The sequence below is a fragment of the bacterium genome, from assembly GCA_023145965.1.
In the GTDB taxonomy this organism is placed as follows: Bacteria; UBP14; UBA6098; order UBA6098; family UBA6098; genus UBA6098.
This window is the reverse complement of record JAGLDC010000051.1, coordinates 13,022-29,377: the sequence shown is the minus strand read 5'-3', so window position 1 is coordinate 29,377 and position 16,356 is coordinate 13,022. Positions and strand designations below refer to the sequence as shown.

Annotated in this window: 10 protein-coding genes; 3 read left to right on the top strand and 7 right to left on the bottom strand. The window is 43.8% G+C overall.

Features of this window, described 5'->3' with window-relative positions; all coding sequences use genetic code 11:
* Window positions 1-122: 122 nt before the first annotated feature.
* A complete protein-coding gene (locus KAH81_05670; protein MCK5833143.1) occupies window positions 123-1,475 on the bottom strand; it encodes an OmpA family protein in 1,353 nt (450 codons plus the stop codon).
* 120 nt (window positions 1,476-1,595) lie between these two features.
* Here KAH81_05670 and ispD point away from each other — a divergent pair, with 120 nt between their 5' ends.
* Together ispD and KAH81_05660 are read left to right on the top strand one after the other, a co-directional pair.
* Complete coding sequence (gene ispD, locus KAH81_05665) at window positions 1,596-2,261, top strand: 2-C-methyl-D-erythritol 4-phosphate cytidylyltransferase (GenBank protein ID MCK5833142.1); 666 nt, start codon at window positions 1,596-1,598, stop codon at window positions 2,259-2,261.
* Between the two features lie 4 nt (window positions 2,262-2,265).
* On the top strand, window positions 2,266-3,294 hold the full coding sequence (locus KAH81_05660) for a hypothetical protein (protein ID MCK5833141.1): 1,029 nt from the start codon (window positions 2,266-2,268) through the stop codon (window positions 3,292-3,294).
* On the opposite strand, the gene KAH81_05655 is transcribed toward KAH81_05660, so the two are convergent.
* The 3 genes from KAH81_05655 to KAH81_05645 form a co-directional block, all read right to left on the bottom strand.
* Window positions 3,291-3,758 (bottom strand): GAF domain-containing protein, encoded by a 468-nt coding sequence (locus KAH81_05655; protein ID MCK5833140.1) that lies wholly within the window; start codon window positions 3,756-3,758, stop codon window positions 3,291-3,293. The two genes, KAH81_05660 and KAH81_05655, sit on opposite strands and share 4 nt — an antisense overlap.
* A 23-nt stretch (window positions 3,759-3,781) precedes the next feature.
* Window positions 3,782-6,988, bottom strand: coding sequence for a T9SS type A sorting domain-containing protein (locus tag KAH81_05650; protein MCK5833139.1), 3,207 nt, complete (start codon window positions 6,986-6,988; stop codon window positions 3,782-3,784).
* A gap of 132 nt (window positions 6,989-7,120) precedes the next feature.
* The gene (locus KAH81_05645) at window positions 7,121-8,254 is read right to left on the bottom strand and encodes a hypothetical protein (GenBank protein MCK5833138.1); all 1,134 of its coding nucleotides are present in this window, start codon (window positions 8,252-8,254) and stop codon (window positions 7,121-7,123) included.
* Window positions 8,255-8,327: 73 nt separating this feature from the next.
* On the opposite strand from KAH81_05645, the gene uvrB reads away from it, so the two are divergent.
* Window positions 8,328-10,379: an excinuclease ABC subunit UvrB gene (gene uvrB, locus KAH81_05640; protein ID MCK5833137.1), complete on the top strand. Its 2,052-nt coding sequence runs from the start codon at window positions 8,328-8,330 to the stop codon at window positions 10,377-10,379.
* A gap of 282 nt (window positions 10,380-10,661) precedes the next feature.
* On the opposite strand, the gene KAH81_05635 is transcribed toward uvrB, so the two are convergent.
* From KAH81_05635 to KAH81_05625, 3 genes are all read right to left on the bottom strand, one after another.
* Window positions 10,662-12,545: an ABC-F family ATP-binding cassette domain-containing protein gene (locus tag KAH81_05635; GenBank protein ID MCK5833136.1), complete on the bottom strand. Its 1,884-nt coding sequence runs from the start codon at window positions 12,543-12,545 to the stop codon at window positions 10,662-10,664.
* Window positions 12,546-12,548: 3 nt separating this feature from the next.
* Window positions 12,549-14,978 (bottom strand): primosomal protein N', encoded by a 2,430-nt coding sequence (gene priA / locus KAH81_05630; protein MCK5833135.1) that lies wholly within the window; start codon window positions 14,976-14,978, stop codon window positions 12,549-12,551.
* A 62-nt stretch (window positions 14,979-15,040) separates the two neighbouring features.
* The gene (locus KAH81_05625) at window positions 15,041-16,213 is read right to left on the bottom strand and encodes a tetratricopeptide repeat protein (protein ID MCK5833134.1); all 1,173 of its coding nucleotides are present in this window, start codon (window positions 16,211-16,213) and stop codon (window positions 15,041-15,043) included.
* Between the last annotated feature and the right edge of the window lie 143 nt (window positions 16,214-16,356).

Here is a 16,356-nt window from a genome sequence, read left to right as displayed (position 1 = left end):
CGGAATAGCAAAAATCGTGACAGCGTTTAGGGATGAGGAAATAGCGCAATCTAATGCAAGAGAAAAGTTTTTCTCAATCCTTTCGGAATAGTTCGAGAAAGTGTCCCAAAGCACTAACTATATTACTTTCTATCAATATTTAGTTCCACTCTACGGTTGGCTCTACGCTCTATTTCGTCGCGGTTTTCATTGAGAGGATATAACTCGCCATGCCAGGCTATTTGTAGCTTAAAATTTTCGGTAATTCTTGCTAGTAGATAGTCATAGACTACTTCCGCACGTTGTTTAGAGAGCCTGATATTAATACCTGTAGGCCCCATGTTACAGGCGTAACCTGATATTTTGAGTGCAAAATATAGGGAATCGGGTAAGGATCCAATTTGGGTGAGATAATTATCCAAAATCTCTCGGCTGTTAGTAAGAAGATTGTGGTTACCAGCTGTATCGAATGGGATAATTGTCGTTCGGAGTAATTCGTCCGGAATGATAAATTCCGGCGTTTCGACGATTTTGTCGAACTCGACATCGGGGATCTGTCCCGGCGCTCGGAATTCTCCTCTATAACGGCTATCATCACCGAAAGAAATATTTACTCTATGTAAAGCTCCGTCTTCAGCACGATATTTCGGATAATAAACTATAAAAAAGCATTGAGCGATAATGGCTGAGACTAGTTGAGATGAGAACCCAACTTCAGGTTGGACAAAATAGATACCATCAGTCTCTTTAGCGATTTGCGAAAGCGCCCCAGGTGGATTTTTCCCATGCATGAGAATGTTTATCGAAACGCCATATCGTTTTGTTCGTTCGATTAGTGTTACAGGTATTTCTTCCACTGGAAAATCGCCATCGGAAAAGAGAACGATAGCACATTTTGAGTTTTGTCTTTCAGAGACAAGATTGAGCGCCAGTTCAAGTGCGCCGGCGAGGTCACTACCTCGTTTATTTGGGTAGGGAAGCTCTTCAGGGGAGAGGTTGAGAAATGAATCCGGCAATAACCACCTAGTTGTTATTTCAGCTGATTCACCAAATCTAACAAACGATATCTCTCCGCCGGATTCTATAAGTGTCGAGGCGAATCCCCATATTAGTTTATCGGTAAAGGGCAGATAGTCACCCATACTCGCCGAAATATCCTCGACTACTACTATATTCGAACCATAGGGCACACCGAACTCATGATAAGAAAAATTGCAGTCTTCCTCCCAACCAAAAACATCCTCTATTAAAATTGCATCGCTTATACTACAGGGTTCAGGTCCAATGGGTAGAAAAAAAGCCACGCTGTCCGGAAAATGTGAAATGTCGAGATTGATGAAGCTATAAGCATCCCAACGAAATGAAGGCACATCGAGAGTCCTCAATTGAATCTTCGCAATAGGCTCATCCTTGCCTATTGGAGTAGAACCCGCGCAGGCGAATAGCAAAGCCAGGATAAACGCTAGTGAACATGAGTTTATAAATCGAGTTTTCATTCTGCCAAATATAAAACCCATGAGAATAAAATCAAGGTCTTACACATTGCTTTTTTGGTTTAAGGCAAATTTTGCTAATTCAACCTTGCGTTTATGGGTCAATGTTTATATTATGAAGTCATGAAAAGAGGGATAATTATCGTTGCCGGTGGTATTGGAACCCGTTTCAAAGGAAATGTTCCCAAGGCTTTCATAGAACTGGATGGTAAGTCTTTGCTTGCCCATTGTGCGGGTGTTTTCGAGAACATGCATATCGATGAAATGGCTGTAGCCGTTCCAGAGGGTTATATAACTCACTCCCGAAGGATACTCTCGGATTTTGGGCTGCAAATCATTATTGTAGTGGGAGGCAAAACTAGAGTCCAATCGATGAGAGCTGCGTTTTTCGCTCTTGGAGATAAAATAGAGGTTGTTGGTGTGCACGATGTTGCACGGCCACTTTTGCATCCAGAATCGGCGGAGGCTGTCTTTCTTGCTGCAGAAAAATATGGTGCTGCCACGCTCGGACTTCCTGTTTCAGATACCCTGAAATCTATCGAGGATGGTTTTATACTCAATACCGTTCCACGGGATAATATATGGGCAATGCAAACACCTCAGGTATTCCATAAAAAACTTCTTAAGCATGCTTTACACCAAAACACGGAAGGTTGCACCGACGATTGCTCTTTGATAGAGCAATTGAACGAGAAAATATTTCTCGTCGAAGGAAAAAGAACGAATATTAAAATAACATACCCCGAAGACCTACAAATCGCCGAATCAATTATTAATCTAAGAAAGTAACAATATGAAAGTGACTGAGAAAAACCTCCGCGAACTTGCCTTGTTGAGTGAGAATGAACGAACAATTCTATCCGCCTATATTGATTTACGGAGTGGTTGGGATAATGCATATGACAAACTAAAAAAATCCATTGAACGCATGCGTCCTTTGCTCGTGGGCGAGGAGACTGATTATTATGACCTATCGGTTTCCCTTTTACAGGATTATTTTAACAAGGAAAAGGATAAAAAATTCGGGGGTTATGGCCTTGCTTATTTCGTAGATATCGGCTCTGATTATTCCAAAGGATTCAAGCTATACTGTCCAACAGAAGACCTGTTTGCAATAAATGATGAAGCTATTATCGCACCTTTAGCGCTTCAAATGGATGAATACGAAACGGTTGGAATTATCATGGCCGATAATTCTGGTGCACGAATTTTAACGATAAGCGGTTATAGAATAAAACAAGAGGATTCCATTAAAACGAAGATTCACCATCTTTCCAAAGTAGGTGGTTGGTCGCAAATGCGTTATCAAAGGCGCAGAGATAATGAGATCGAAGAATTTGTGAAAGAAATAGTTGCGATGACTGAGAGCACTTTTAGATCTGAGAGGATAGGCCGGTTTATAATCGCGGGAAGAAAACCACTCCTACAGATGATAATAAACGAATTTCCCCATAAATGGAAAGAGCTCGAAATCGAAACGATTAAATGGGATCTCGATGCCTCTGACGAAGAATTCCTTAAAAAAGCAAAACCGTTACTCGATAAAATGGAGCGTAACGAAGAGCATGATACGCTTGAAGTGCTTTTAGCTGAATTAAGGCGAGGTGGCCTTGCTGTCTCTGGCCCCGAGAAAACTCTAGTGGCCCTGCATTTAGGACAAGTCGATACGGTTGTGATAGATACATCTATTCCTAGCGAGATAAAAGAGGAACTTGTCAGTATTGCAAATACTACATCTTCTAAGGTAGAATTCGTTCCTCCTGGGAACGAAATTCTTAAGAAATTGAATGGCGTTGGCGCTCTGCTTCGATATAAATTCTAAAAACGAACAAAAAAAGCAGAAATTGCTTCCAGATAATGCCTGTCAGTCTCATCGAATGCAAATAAGCTGTCAGAATCAATATCCAAAACTGCATTTAGCACACTATTACAGTCAAAGACTGGAATTACTATCTCGCTTTTGGTCCTTGAATCACAAATAATGTGATCAGTATATTTACATACATCTTCGATAATAATCGATTTTCGCGTTTCAGCACATTTTCCACAAATCCCTCTTCCAACAGGAAAAGATAAACATGCAGTTGTTCCTTGATATGGACCAATTACAAGACCTTCATTATTAGTTATTCTGTAAAATCCAGTCCAGAAAAAATAATCGAAGGCGTTATGTAAAATGCTTGCGATTGTGGCCATAGCAGAGATAGTATCGGGACAGGCCGGTAACAACTCATCCAACTGGGAAATCACACGCCTATAGGCGATTCCTTTATCTATTTTTCTCATATAACTGTTAATCGGGCGCAGGTTTATTTTATTAAAACGATCTTTCGTTCCGCAATCTCATCTTTGGCGGCAAGTTTACAAAAATAGGTGCCACTCGGAAGCTCGCTAGCATCGAAACGGAATGTGTAAAGCCCCGCTTTGCGATAAAATGACTCCTCGTAAACCCTCTCGCCAACTACATTATAAATTGCCATTTCCAGAATTCCTTCATCAGGAATGAAGTAGGAAAAAGTTGTTGCGGCATTGAAGGGGTTCGGGAAATTCTGACTAAGTGAAAGGCGATTCGGTTTGACGAAATCGGTTTCTAAACCAACAGAAGTTTCATTCCAATCCACGGTCCAATCATAAAGAATGGGAGCCGCCTCTTCTTCGTTGAAATATAACACCGCTAATAATCTAACCGAATCAGCAGAACCGATATCTCTGATATCGAATCCAGCGGTTGCTGTGGGTGCGATACCGGAAATATAGTCCGTCCATGCTCCACCGTCACGATATTGAACTGTTATTTTTATAGAATCACCCTCGTTTTGTGTCCATCTTGCCCAGCCCCAACTGCTTGCGCCCGAAGGGCGCCAGTCGAAAGATACAGGCTGGCCGATGACAACCCCACTATCGGTTGTTCCCGATGTGCTTAATTCGAAATCGTCCCAATAGGCAGTTCCTTGAGCAGTATTTCCAATTAATTTGGTCCCAACTCCCAATAAAGTAAATTGAGATTGACTGTTATCGCCATATGTGCCCGCCAAAGAGCTGTCTATGAAAAGCTGACTTGTTCCAGCATCGAGGTCGAAAACTATTTCATAGTAGTGCCACATAGAATCCATCGAAGTGTGGACTATATTGGAGCTGCCATCCCAGAATTTAAGAGTATCGCCTTTGGCATAGACGACAAGTCCCGATGAAGAAGAAGAGGAATTATAATCCGACGCATTATATAAACCAAGAAATTCCGAATTATCGCCGAGTGCAGGGTTATAAATTTTCGCCCAAACCCTAGCAACGCCATTTGTAATGCTATCGAAATTACGCCATGCGCCGCCGTATGTATAAGTCGTACGATCTCTGATGCGCAGGCTATATGTCCCCGAAACTTGCCTGCGGTCTTCCAAGTTAATATCGACATTTGTTCCGCCGTCGTAGGTATTCCAAATAGACCAGGCAGCAGTTTCAGAAGCGTATTCCATATTATCAAAAAATGCTGTCGAACTCTCTTCTATGGTCACTTGATCGCTTTCTAGGGTTGCACCGAATGAAAAATCCGCGTCGAATTGCGCTGTCGTGGTTTGATGCCAATCAAAGAGTGGTAATGTGCTGTTTATTGTAATCGAGCGTGATTCCGACCAGGCACCATTGTTGAATTCGTCCTTCGAACGCACTCTCCACCAATATGTGTTACCTTCCCCAAACTCGCCTTCTCCTTGACTTCCGACAACATAAGTGCAGTTGCCGGAGACTCTCGGGACCGAAGGCCCGAAGCCCACCGAACTAGAATTGCTAGATATTGTAGTAGGGGAGCCGAAATTGGGATTGTCGTCCCATTGAATGTCGAAGTGAAGCGGGTCGCTATCCGGGTCGGAGGGAACTATCCATGATAGAATAACAGCGCCATCAGTTAAACGAGCATTATTAAAAGGCGAAACCAGTGTAGTTTGATTCGGTGGGGAATTAACTTCTCCGAGGGCGGTTAGTATAAATTTATGCGTTTTGCCGGTGCTAAAGCTTATCTCGAACGGAACAAAAGAACTCTCAGGAACCGAAGCTGAAACAGTAACCGAAAATGGCGTTGTCGAGGTAGCGATAGCGCCACCGGTTATGTTTCCGAATGATACCGAACCACCTCCTATGATCGCGCGCGAGTCATAGCTGGAAAGCGTTGCTGTAACAGAGGATGCCGTGCCGCTTCCGAGGTTTCTGCAGTCTATATAAAGATCGACTGTGCTGCCTGTTTCAATGTATTTGCCGAAATTATTGCCCCAATATGCTAGTTTTGTTGTCGGTAATGAGGATGATCCACCGATGAATTCTTTCCAGAGGCTACATTCGGCAAAATCGAGATTGTTCCATGTGCTAGAAGCCGAACTGGTGGGAGTATAGGCCATAACTCCATGAGCACCCGTGTAGCTCCTTTGAACCGAAGCAATTAAAGGTTTACCATCTAGCATAGGCGGATAACCAAGAGCGCTTTTAAAAGCCTGCGATGCTAAATCCAAAGAGCTGCCCGATCCACCGATGTTGTTCCCATCTATTTCATCGGCAAAATCATAAATATCGACAAGATTACTGCCGAAATCTCGAGCATAAGATATAGAACTGATAATACTCGAATTCGATTTCCCACCTGCCAAAATAAGTTCGCGAGCAAAATCATTCAAAGCTATTTGAAAATCTACATGGCCGTGGTCTAACCTAAGACCGGAGAGGGTTATACTGGAGCTATAATAGCTATAATACTCGTCAACGATCTCATTGATGAGGTTTTCTTCGGAAATAAAAGGATTTGCGGTAAGGGCCTGTAAAAATTGATAATCATAGCCATCACCGGGGACATTTGCCTCCGAGTGAACAAGATAATCCGCGTAGCCCATTGTTTCATATTCGGCTTCGATAAGGCCCACGACACAGGCATCGAAACACACGATATTGATGCTTTTTCCCAGATAGTCTCTTATTTCGCTGAGCATTCCGCTGTATTCGCCATTAGAGAATTCGATTCCATTTCCATCGCCATTGGTGTCATCCCAAACTATGGCTTTGTAGGGAGGTGTTCCCGGTGCCGGTCTGGCCCAACCGCCACCATGGTTCCAGATGATTAGCATATAGCGATTAGCGGGATAGGTATCTATAGACCAATACACGAAATCGCGAAGGACGTCCGGGTCCTCGGAATTCAACTCGCCAAGGTCGGAGATAAACCCACCATTAATTCGCTCATCTGAAGTGCTTCCCGACTGAATATAGTAACGGCGAACTGTTGACCAGTTATCCCCAAGATTATCGTCGTAGCCGTTATAATAGGAACCTGTAAGCCCATCGATTTGGCAAACAATAGCCACATCTTCGGTAGATCCGGCCGATTCCATTTCATCTATATCTTCATTGACATAACCGGTAAGATTATTGTCAGCGCCGATATAGACCATAATAGTCCATTCGCGGGCGTTCGTGAGAATGGGAGAAAGAAAGATTGTTGAAATCACAAGCATTAATAGCGCATAATTGCGAAACATTTTAACTCCTAATAAAAATTCACAAAGCGCTCACAAAGAGTTCAATTTCCTCCATTTGTAATTTCTCAATCTAACTATAATAATCGCGAATACAATTATTTCCATTTTTATTTTGTTCTTCTTGAACAAAAATTAATAGCTACATGTTTCCTTGCGCCAAGCCTTAATTCCATATGTTGTTTGAATTCTAACCTTCGAAGCCCCCGTTTCGGTTGTATCGACTAGATCGGCCGCACCAATATTATCTGGGAGTGAAATCATAAGCACTCCATTGCCAGAGCTAATAGCGTAAGATGAGTCTATAACTCTTAGCATGTCGATACCTTCGGCATCTTGAACATGTATATGACCGATAGCGGGAGGCAAAACCCTAACATAAATGAATATCGGATTAGTGCCGCAAGGTTCGTTGGTGTCCGACCAGAGTGTATCGATATACAACCCGGGAGAAGCTCCTGTGAAGGTAATTCTAATCGAGCCGGCTCCTCCAGGTGGTATAGCTCCGACAGGAACGGAATTAGTGCGAAACAGTCGATCCGTATGGGCAGCGCCATAGACGAAAAGAGTATCTATTGTTTCGGTGGAATTTCTCATTCGGATTTCGATATTTTTTTCAGTAAATGGCTCCACACAGTCAATGAATATCGAATCATCCGGGATGGGGATAAGTTGCAGAAAACCGTGTCCGACTCTGAGGTCATATTCTATGCCCACAGAAACAGAGTCGAGGAATATTCTGTCCTCTCCGATATGACCAGAGACAAAATAGAGTATTTTTATCGGGTCGGTGCTTCCAAATATCGCCCTGTGACTGAATTGCCATTCGCTGCGTGGGATATAGAATGCCCCACCATCGGTGTTATACCACCAGTGCCATTGTCCTTGAGGGTAGCGTGTCATACGAAATTCGCCCGGATCGTCGCTGATAGCAATTGTGCAACTATCAGGAAGGCTATCGAGATAGAAATTGCATGTGGCATCTGCAGTGCCGATGACATCGATATTGTGCTGGATGACATACCCAATGTTTCCTGTTAACGGATTGTAAAAGAAGAAAGTATGACTCTCGAAAGGCACCTCTAAACCGGTATGTAAGGAAGCTGAAGCGTAATCGAACCATTCGGACTCGATTATCGAATCGGTGATAACCGGTTTAACGCAGAAGGTATCACTTTCATAAATTGCATAAAAATAACCGGCTGGATATTCGGCAAGTGCAGCAAAAGATATAATGAGTAGGGCATATGTTAAATTTATTACTCGCATTTTGTTTGATAATAGCTATTTTGAACAGATTTTCAATAACTTATCTACACAGTAAGACTTGGTGCACATTACAATGAAAAAATTCGGATTACAAGCTCCATATAACCCATCGGGAGACCAGCCAGAGGCAATCGATAAGCTTGTCGAGAGGATTAATCGAGGCGATAAGTATTCAACTCTTCTCGGCGTTACAGGTTCTGGTAAGACTTTCACTGTGGCCAATTTAGTCCAGCGAATACAGAAACCGACGCTTATAATTTCCCATAATAAAACCCTCGCGGCTCAACTTTTTGGAGAATTCTCACAGTTTTTCCCCGGGAATGCTGTAGAATATTTTATAAGCTATTATGATTATTATCAACCCGAGGCCTATCTTCCTAAATCGGATACATACATCGAGAAGGACGCAGACATCAATGAGGACATCGATCGTCTCCGCTTGCGCGCAACCACTCACCTCATGGACAGACAAGATACACTTATCGTCTCTTCTGTAAGTTGTATTTACGGCCTGGGCAATCCCGAGGATTATGCCTTTCTGATGGTGCAGGCCGAGGTTGGTAAAAAGATATCACTTCAGGCGTTTGCAAGAAAACTTGTGGATATCCATTATGTTCGCAATGAATTCGAGCTCGACCGAGGAACCTTCCGCATTAGAGGAGATGTTCTCGAAATACTACCCGCTTATGAAAGGGACCTAATCCGTATAGAGTTTTTCGGTGATGAATTCGAACGTATCGTCACAGCAAATCCCCTAACCGGCGAGATAAAAACCGAGCTCGAAAAGGTAAGCATATACCCCGCGAAGCATTTTGTTACGACGAGCGAAAAGATGAAGAAGGCGGTTAAAGCTATAAAAATAGAGCTTGCTGAAAGATTGGATGAGTTTCGCTCTCAGGGGAAACTTATAGAGGCACAGCGTCTTGAACAAAGAACCTATTTCGATATCGAGATGATGTTAGAACTGGGTTATGTCAGCGGTATAGAGAATTATAGCCGGCATCTTTCGGGAAGATTGCCCGGAAGCCGTCCTTGGTGTTTACTCGATTATTTTCCTAAGGATTTTCTTGTTGTTATCGATGAATCGCATGTAACACTTCCGCAAATACGCGCAATGTTCAAAGGAGACCGCAGTCGCAAGGAAACACTTGTCGAGTATGGTTTCCGGTTGCCTTCAGCAATGGATAATCGCCCACTTCGTTTCGAGGAGTTTCTAGAGCTTGCGCCACAAATACTTTTTGTTAGTGCAACACCCACAAAGTGGGAAATTGAGAAATCTGGTAAACCAGTCGAGTTACTAGTTCGTCCCACCGGTCTTATTGATCCGGAAATCGAAGTCCGCACTACAAAAGGCCAGATAGAAAATCTTCTTGCCGAACTCAAATCGATAACAGCTAAAGGCGAACGCGCGCTCGTTACTACACTTACAAAAAAAATGGCCGAGGACCTTTCAGATTACCTCTCTGATTTCGATCTACGTGTTCGCTATATGCATAGCGAAATTGACGCTATTGAGCGCGTTGAGATACTGCGCGACCTGCGACTTGGCAATTTCGATGTTTTAATAGGTGTAAACCTTCTTCGGGAGGGTCTCGATCTTCCTGAGGTAACCCTTGTGGCAATTATGGATGCTGATAAGGAGGGCTTTCTCCGTAGCGAAACCTCGATTGTTCAAACTGCCGGACGAGCTGCACGCAATATAGCTGGTAAGGTAATACTATATGGGGATAGGATTACCAACAGCATGGCGCGAGCGATGGAGGAAACAGACCGTAGAAGGCAGGCGCAGATGGCCTATAATAAGGAAAAAGGGATTATTCCTAAATCTATATTGAAATCCGTCGAGGATGTTATGGCTGCTACTGGCATAGCCGATTCGCGTCGCGCAAAAGAGGAAGTTCCAGAACCTGAAACGCCCGATTATCTCGAATCTTTGCCTATCGAGGCAAAGATAGACGAACTCGAGCGCATGATGAATGCTGCGGCAAAAAACCTCGAATTCGAACAAGCAGCCTTTTTTCGCGATGAAATTCATGAACTCGAAAAGATGCTTCCTGAATCTCGAAGACCAAAGAAAAAAGCTAAAATATCAAACCCGCACAAGAAAATTACGAGATTTTACTGATTTAATATTACTGTATTTTGAATATCTCATTGTAGTATTATCAGAGTTAAGATTATTACGACTGAAAGATTAAGCTAAGCTTGCTGTCACGCAATTAGCGTTTGGCGAATTGTGCGCTATCGTTCGCCCCGCGCTAGCGGCTGCTGTATTCCGTTCACTTAATTTAATAAATTTATTCAGATCTCTGCGGGTGCTCGATTTTGCAGGGCGTTTTTTTGTGTTGTGCAAAGTGAGATATAGAGTAAAAATTCAGAATATGACGTGAGCAGATGGGCGCCGACTTCAGATTTGCAGGCTTTCTTCAAGCTGTTCCCATCGATGAAGCAGTTTTTCAAGTCGCATGCTTAGATTTTCGTATTCATTCAGAAGCGCGGACATACGTGTCCATTCACTGGTTACATGGTCCTCAGAAAGCAATTCGCTGACTCTTGTCATCTCATTCTCGATTCGCGAGATTTCACTTTCGACCTCATCGTGTTCCTTTTGCATTTTAAAAAGGCTTTTCGCCGAGGTTTTAGTGGCTGGTTTTTCGTGAGCCGAAGAGGGGCATATCGCAGGTAGTTTTGTGTGTGTCGAGTTTTTTCGCTTGATTTCTCGCCGTTCGAGGTAATACTCAAAACCTCCGTCGAAGGTTTTTATCCCGTGAGGCTCGAAAGCAATTATCTTCTGTGCTATTGTTTGAAGGAAATATCTATCGTGGCTAACGACTATGACAGTGCCCTCGAATTTAGTAAGCGCCTTTTCGAGCGTGATACGCGATTTTATATCTAGGTGATTAGTTGGTTCATCCAGGAGCAGAAGGTTTGACTCTCCGAGTAGCATCTTGAGAATCGCAACACGGGCTATTTCACCGCCGGAGAAGGTGCGTAGCGGCCTGAAAATGTTGTCGTTGTATAGTGAGAACAAGGCGAGAGAGCTTCGTATGGTCTCCTCTGTCATCATAGTGTCGAAGGAGTGTATTTCCTCATACGCGGAATTCGATTCGTCTATTTCCTTGAAATCTTGCGAGTAGTAACTCATCTTAATTCCCGCACCCAGTCGCACTTTTCCCGAGGTAGGTGTTGTTTTTCCTGCGATGGTCGAAATAAGGGTTGTCTTTCCACATCCGTTTGGGCCAACTATGCCGATTCTTTCGCCCCTTCGGACGAACAGGTTGAAATTTTCGTAAAGATGCCTTTCCCCAAAGGCCATGCCGAGTTTATCAAGGTGAAGGACGTCGTCTCCGCCTCGAATAGCCTTTGCGAAGCGTATTCTAATGTCACCTGCTTTTAATGGTGGTGTTATACGCTCGAGTTTCGAGAGCATTGTTCTACGAGATTGCGCCTGTTTGGTTTTTTGGCCTGCCATGTTCTTGCGAATGAAGTCCTGCACACGCAGTATCTCCGCCCTCTGAGCCTCATATTTGATAAGAAGGTCTTTGTCGAGGCGTCCCCTTTCCTTTTCATAAAAACTATAATTCCCAGCGAATTTAGTAAGCTCTCCAGAGCGGATTTCGATTATTTCCTTGGCCACTCGGTCGAGGAAGTATCTGTCGTGAGATACCACAACGAAAGTCTTCTGGGAATTTTCTAGATACTCCGCGAGCCATTGAAGGCCATCATAATCGATGTGATTTGTTGGCTCGTCTAAAAGCAAGATATCGGGATTTTCGAGTAGAAGGCAAGCAATTGCTGCACGATTACGCTCTCCTCCAGAGAGGTTTTCTATGGGTGTTTGGAGTCGATTAGAGGCAAAACCGAGACCGTTTAAGATCGCCTCGATGCGACTTTTAAAATTGTACCCATCAAGCTGAATTAATCTATTTTCGAGGCTCTGGTATTCATCCATGTTGCTATCATCAAGGCCATCATGCGAGATTTCAGCGAGCCTCTCTTCCAGAGCACCTATCTCTGGGTGCGAGCGAAATACCGCCTCGAAAAGGCTTAAGTTACCGACAAGTCTGTGTTCTTGTGTAAGAAAACCTATCTTGAGTCCGCGCTGCTTATGGACATCGCCGGAATGTGGCTTAAGAGCTCCAGTAATAATGGAAAGCAAGGTTGTTTTACCCTCGCCATTTGGACCGACAAGACCTATCTTGTCGCCATGTTCGAGATTGAAAGTTATTTCTTCGAGCACAGGCCCGGATCCATAATCAATAGTTGCTTTATCCAGATTTATTAGTGACATAATTTACATTAAATTGTTTGGATCGACGACGATTTTATATTGGACGCGAGTAGATAGCTTGCTCGTTATCCGTTTTACTATTTCCACCGTGGATTGTGGTTTTTCTGTTTTTAATAGAAGATGCCAGCGGTATTGCTCACGGAGTTTGGAGAGCGGGCATGTAGCCGGACCGAGTATCCCATATTTGTTTCCGGCTGAATCTATTCTTCGAAGCTCGCGTTTAAGGCGGAAAATCGCCAAGCGAACATCCGAAGGGTCTTTTCCCGAAACGATAACGCGCACAATCCTCCCAAAAGGCGGATACTTAAGCTCCTTGCGTGATTTAAGCTCGGTCTCGAAAAATGATTTAACATCGCTGTTAACAGCAAAATCTATAGCAGGCGAATCTGGCCGGTGGGTCTGAATTATTACCTCGCCACGAATTTCGCTACGGCCGGCGCGTCCCGCGACTTGGTTTATTAGCTGAAATATCTTCTCGGTGCTACGGAAATCGGGCATTGTAAGCCCAATGTCAGCATTGATAACGCCTACTAAAGCTACATCGGGAAAGTCATGGCCTTTGGCTATCATCTGTGTTCCTATTAGCACCGAGCCGGGAATGTTTTGGAAATCATTGAGTATTTTAGCGGCACCTTCAATCTTGGCAGAATCAGCATCGAGACGGAATATCTTTTCTGGTGGGATGATTTCCGCAAGTTCCTCCTCAATTCGCTCGGTTCCGTGACCTCGAAATTTGATAACGCTCGAACCGCATTCAGGACAGACCGCAGGAGCCTCTGATTCGGCAGCGCAGTAGTGACAGCGGAGCGTATTGTCTGTCTTGTGGTATGTTAAACCTATACCACATGCCTCACACGTAGGGATATAACCGCAATCCGGACATTGAAGAAACGAAGAGAATCCGCGTCGGTTAATCAACAACATTGCGCGAAAGCCCCGGTCGATTGTTTCGATCAGTTTTGCTTCGAGTTCACGAGAGAGAGAAGCGTAATTATTAAATTCCTCTCGCTCCTGTGTCATATCGACAATTCGAACTCCCGGAAGCTCTGCGCCCGGTATCCTCTCTGGCATCTCGAGAAGATGATATTTACCGGTTAATGAGTTGTAATAACTTTCCGCCGATGGGGTTGCCGAGCCGAGAATGACCGGGCATTTTTCTATCGATGCACGGACAATTGCTGCATCACGGGCGTTGTAATAAGGGGGAGGTTCCTCCTGCTTATATGATGACTCGTGCTCCTCGTCGATGACTATTAGACCGAGGTTCTGAACCGGCGCAAAAACTGCGCTTCGTGGTCCTATGGCAATTTTGAGATCACCATCGGCAAGCCTTCGCCACGCATCGAATCGTTCACCCGGTTTAAGCGCGGAATGCAAGACGGCTACCTCATTCGGGAAACGTGCTTCAAAACACCCCCAAAGTTGTGGCGTTAGAGCAATTTCCGGGACCAATAGCAGGACTCCCATGTTCGCCTCGCGTGCGGTGAGAGCCGCGCGCATATATACCTCGGTTTTTCCACTTCCTGTGACGCCCCAAAGTAAAAAAGTCTTGTATTCTCTTTTTACGATGGAATCCATAATCGTTTTGACTGCATCCGATTGAGCCTCGGTGAGAATTGGAGGGATGATATGAGATACAAGTCTTTGGTTAATGCCCGGTCGTCGATAAACCTCTTCCGATGCTTCGGTAAGCCAGTTATTATCTACCGCTTTTTTTATTGTTGCAGCTCCGAACCGAGAAGATAAATCTCGGCGAATGTGTTCTTTTTTTGGGTTTTCGGCAAGCAACTCGAGTAAACCACGCTGATTGGATGCATTCGATCTAATTTTAGCTAAAACCTCGCTTATTTCATCTGGGTTTAATGCGCTTTTCGCCGTTAGGACAGTGCGTATCTTTTTTGTTCTTCTGGAGCGGAGTTGTATCCGAATAACTCCCTTGGCTCGTAATTCATCCATTGCCGGGAAGAAACCGTTTTTACCGACCAGGTTTCGTAGAGTATCTTCCTTTAATTCTCCGCTTTGATTAAGCAATTCTAAAATTGCTTGGGCTTTTTTAGGCAATTTGCCTTCTAATTTTTTCGAGAGGTCCAACGCGATAATTCGTTCAACATCGATTCCTATGCCACCGGGTAAGGCCGCGCGATAAGTATCCCCAAGCGGGCAGGCATAGTAATTCGAAAGCCAATAGAGAAGATTCATCATGTTTGAGGTGAAAAGCGGTTTGTCGTCTGGAAGTTCCGAAATCATCTTCGTTCGCTTGAGCTTTGTGTCTCCAAGTAAACGCACGACAATACCGACAGTGTGTGTTCTTCTAAAAGGTACTATTACACGCATTCCGGGCAAAATTTTGTCTTCAGCCCATTCTGGTATTTCGTAGGTGAAAACCATATCTGGTCCTGAGGGAACGGCTATGTCGGCGTACTTTGCTTTCATTTTGGAAAAAACGGGGAACCTTGAGGTTCCCCGTAAAATTAAAGATTTTGAGTTATACTGGCCTACTTGCCACAGCTATCGAGTCCAGCCTGAGCTGCAGTAGAACCCTCGGAGTCGCCTTTTTCATCACAAGCAACTTTAAGAACAGCCCATGCAGCACACCAGTCTTTATTCTTTTTTGTTACCGATTGAAGGTTTTTAATAGCGGTGTCGAAATCACCTTCAGTCATAGCATCTAAGGATTCCACAACGAGATTAGCGGTTTTGCCCTTTTGAACCTGTTCTCCCCGAAGAAGGCTCATGGAAAACTGCTCCCAGCCTTCTCTATCTTGCGGATTGTTTTTAACTAGCTTCTCCGCCGAAACAATAGCGCTTTTATAATTTCCTGCGCTAAATTGACTCAGAGACAAATTGTATAAAGCATCGCGGTTGTTTGTGTCTATTTCCAATATCTTGCCAAAATATATTATAGCGCCATCGAAGTCCTTCTGATTATATTTGGCGACACCGCGATCGAAAAGTAAATTCGCATTGTTGGGATCAAGCGCCTCAGCTTTATCGAGGACTTTTTCGGCTTTGGCAGCTTCGCCTTTAGAGACATACAGATTACCCAAGAGAGTGTAAGATTCGATGTCTGGTTCGCCGTTTTCTAACACCTTGTTGAGTATATCGATGGCCTCATCGGTGTTACCCTCGTTATATTTAAATACAGCCGCTTGCTTGGCAAGCATTAGATTATCCGGCTCCAATTGATAGGCCTTGAAATATGCTTCTTTGGATTTTTCCTCTGCCCCGGCTTTTTGATAAAAATACCCGAGATTATACCAGCCATCGACATAAGATGGGTCTATCAAAACAGCTGTCTCTGAATATTCTATTGCTTGTTCCCACTTTTTCCTTTCTCCAGCTTTTTGGCCTTTACGGAAAACCTTGGCGCGCTTATCTATCCGCCATGCGTCGATGTCTTTTACCCCAGTGCTATCCAGCTCGAGCGCTCGGTCAAATGACTTGGTCATAAGCGCGAAGCTGTCCATCTCGGCATAAAGTTTTCCAAGCATAATGAACACTTCGGGGTTGGTAGGTTCTTTTTGCTCGGCTACCTTCAACTGTTTGAGAGCGTTTTCATAATCATTTTGCTGGACGTATATCCTAGCCGATGTTAACTCAGCGCTTTGGCAAGCCAGAAAAAACGCAAATGAAACCACTACGCAAAGAAGAGCAAATCTCTTTCTCATTACACCTCCTAATATTTTATTTATAAAAAATTTGCTTTTAAAATAAATAGATTCTCTGCTATTGCAAGGCTTTTTCTTTTTAACGCGCTTATAAAAGATAAACATATTTAAGCGCTCGTCGCTACTAGAAAATTCTTCTTTTA

What these genes read in the sequence shown, in the direction of transcription:
- ispD (MCK5833142.1), top strand. Translation starts at nt 1,596, where the DNA reads ATGAAAAGAGGGATAATTATCGTTGCCGGTGGTATTGGAACCCGTTTC.
- KAH81_05650 (MCK5833139.1), bottom strand. Translation starts at nt 6,988, where the DNA reads ATGTTTCGCAATTATGCGCTATTAATGCTTGTGATTTCAACAATCTTT.
- uvrB (MCK5833137.1), top strand. Translation starts at nt 8,328, where the DNA reads ATGAAAAAATTCGGATTACAAGCTCCATATAACCCATCGGGAGACCAG.
- KAH81_05655 (MCK5833140.1), bottom strand. Translation starts at nt 3,758, where the DNA reads ATGAGAAAAATAGATAAAGGAATCGCCTATAGGCGTGTGATTTCCCAG.
- KAH81_05660 (MCK5833141.1), top strand. Translation starts at nt 2,266, where the DNA reads ATGAAAGTGACTGAGAAAAACCTCCGCGAACTTGCCTTGTTGAGTGAG.
- KAH81_05625 (MCK5833134.1), bottom strand. Translation starts at nt 16,213, where the DNA reads ATGAGAAAGAGATTTGCTCTTCTTTGCGTAGTGGTTTCATTTGCGTTT.
- KAH81_05670 (MCK5833143.1), bottom strand. Translation starts at nt 1,475, where the DNA reads ATGAAAACTCGATTTATAAACTCATGTTCACTAGCGTTTATCCTGGCT.
- priA (MCK5833135.1), bottom strand. Translation starts at nt 14,978, where the DNA reads ATGAAAGCAAAGTACGCCGACATAGCCGTTCCCTCAGGACCAGATATG.
- KAH81_05645 (MCK5833138.1), bottom strand. Translation starts at nt 8,254, where the DNA reads ATGCGAGTAATAAATTTAACATATGCCCTACTCATTATATCTTTTGCT.
- KAH81_05635 (MCK5833136.1), bottom strand. Translation starts at nt 12,545, where the DNA reads ATGTCACTAATAAATCTGGATAAAGCAACTATTGATTATGGATCCGGG.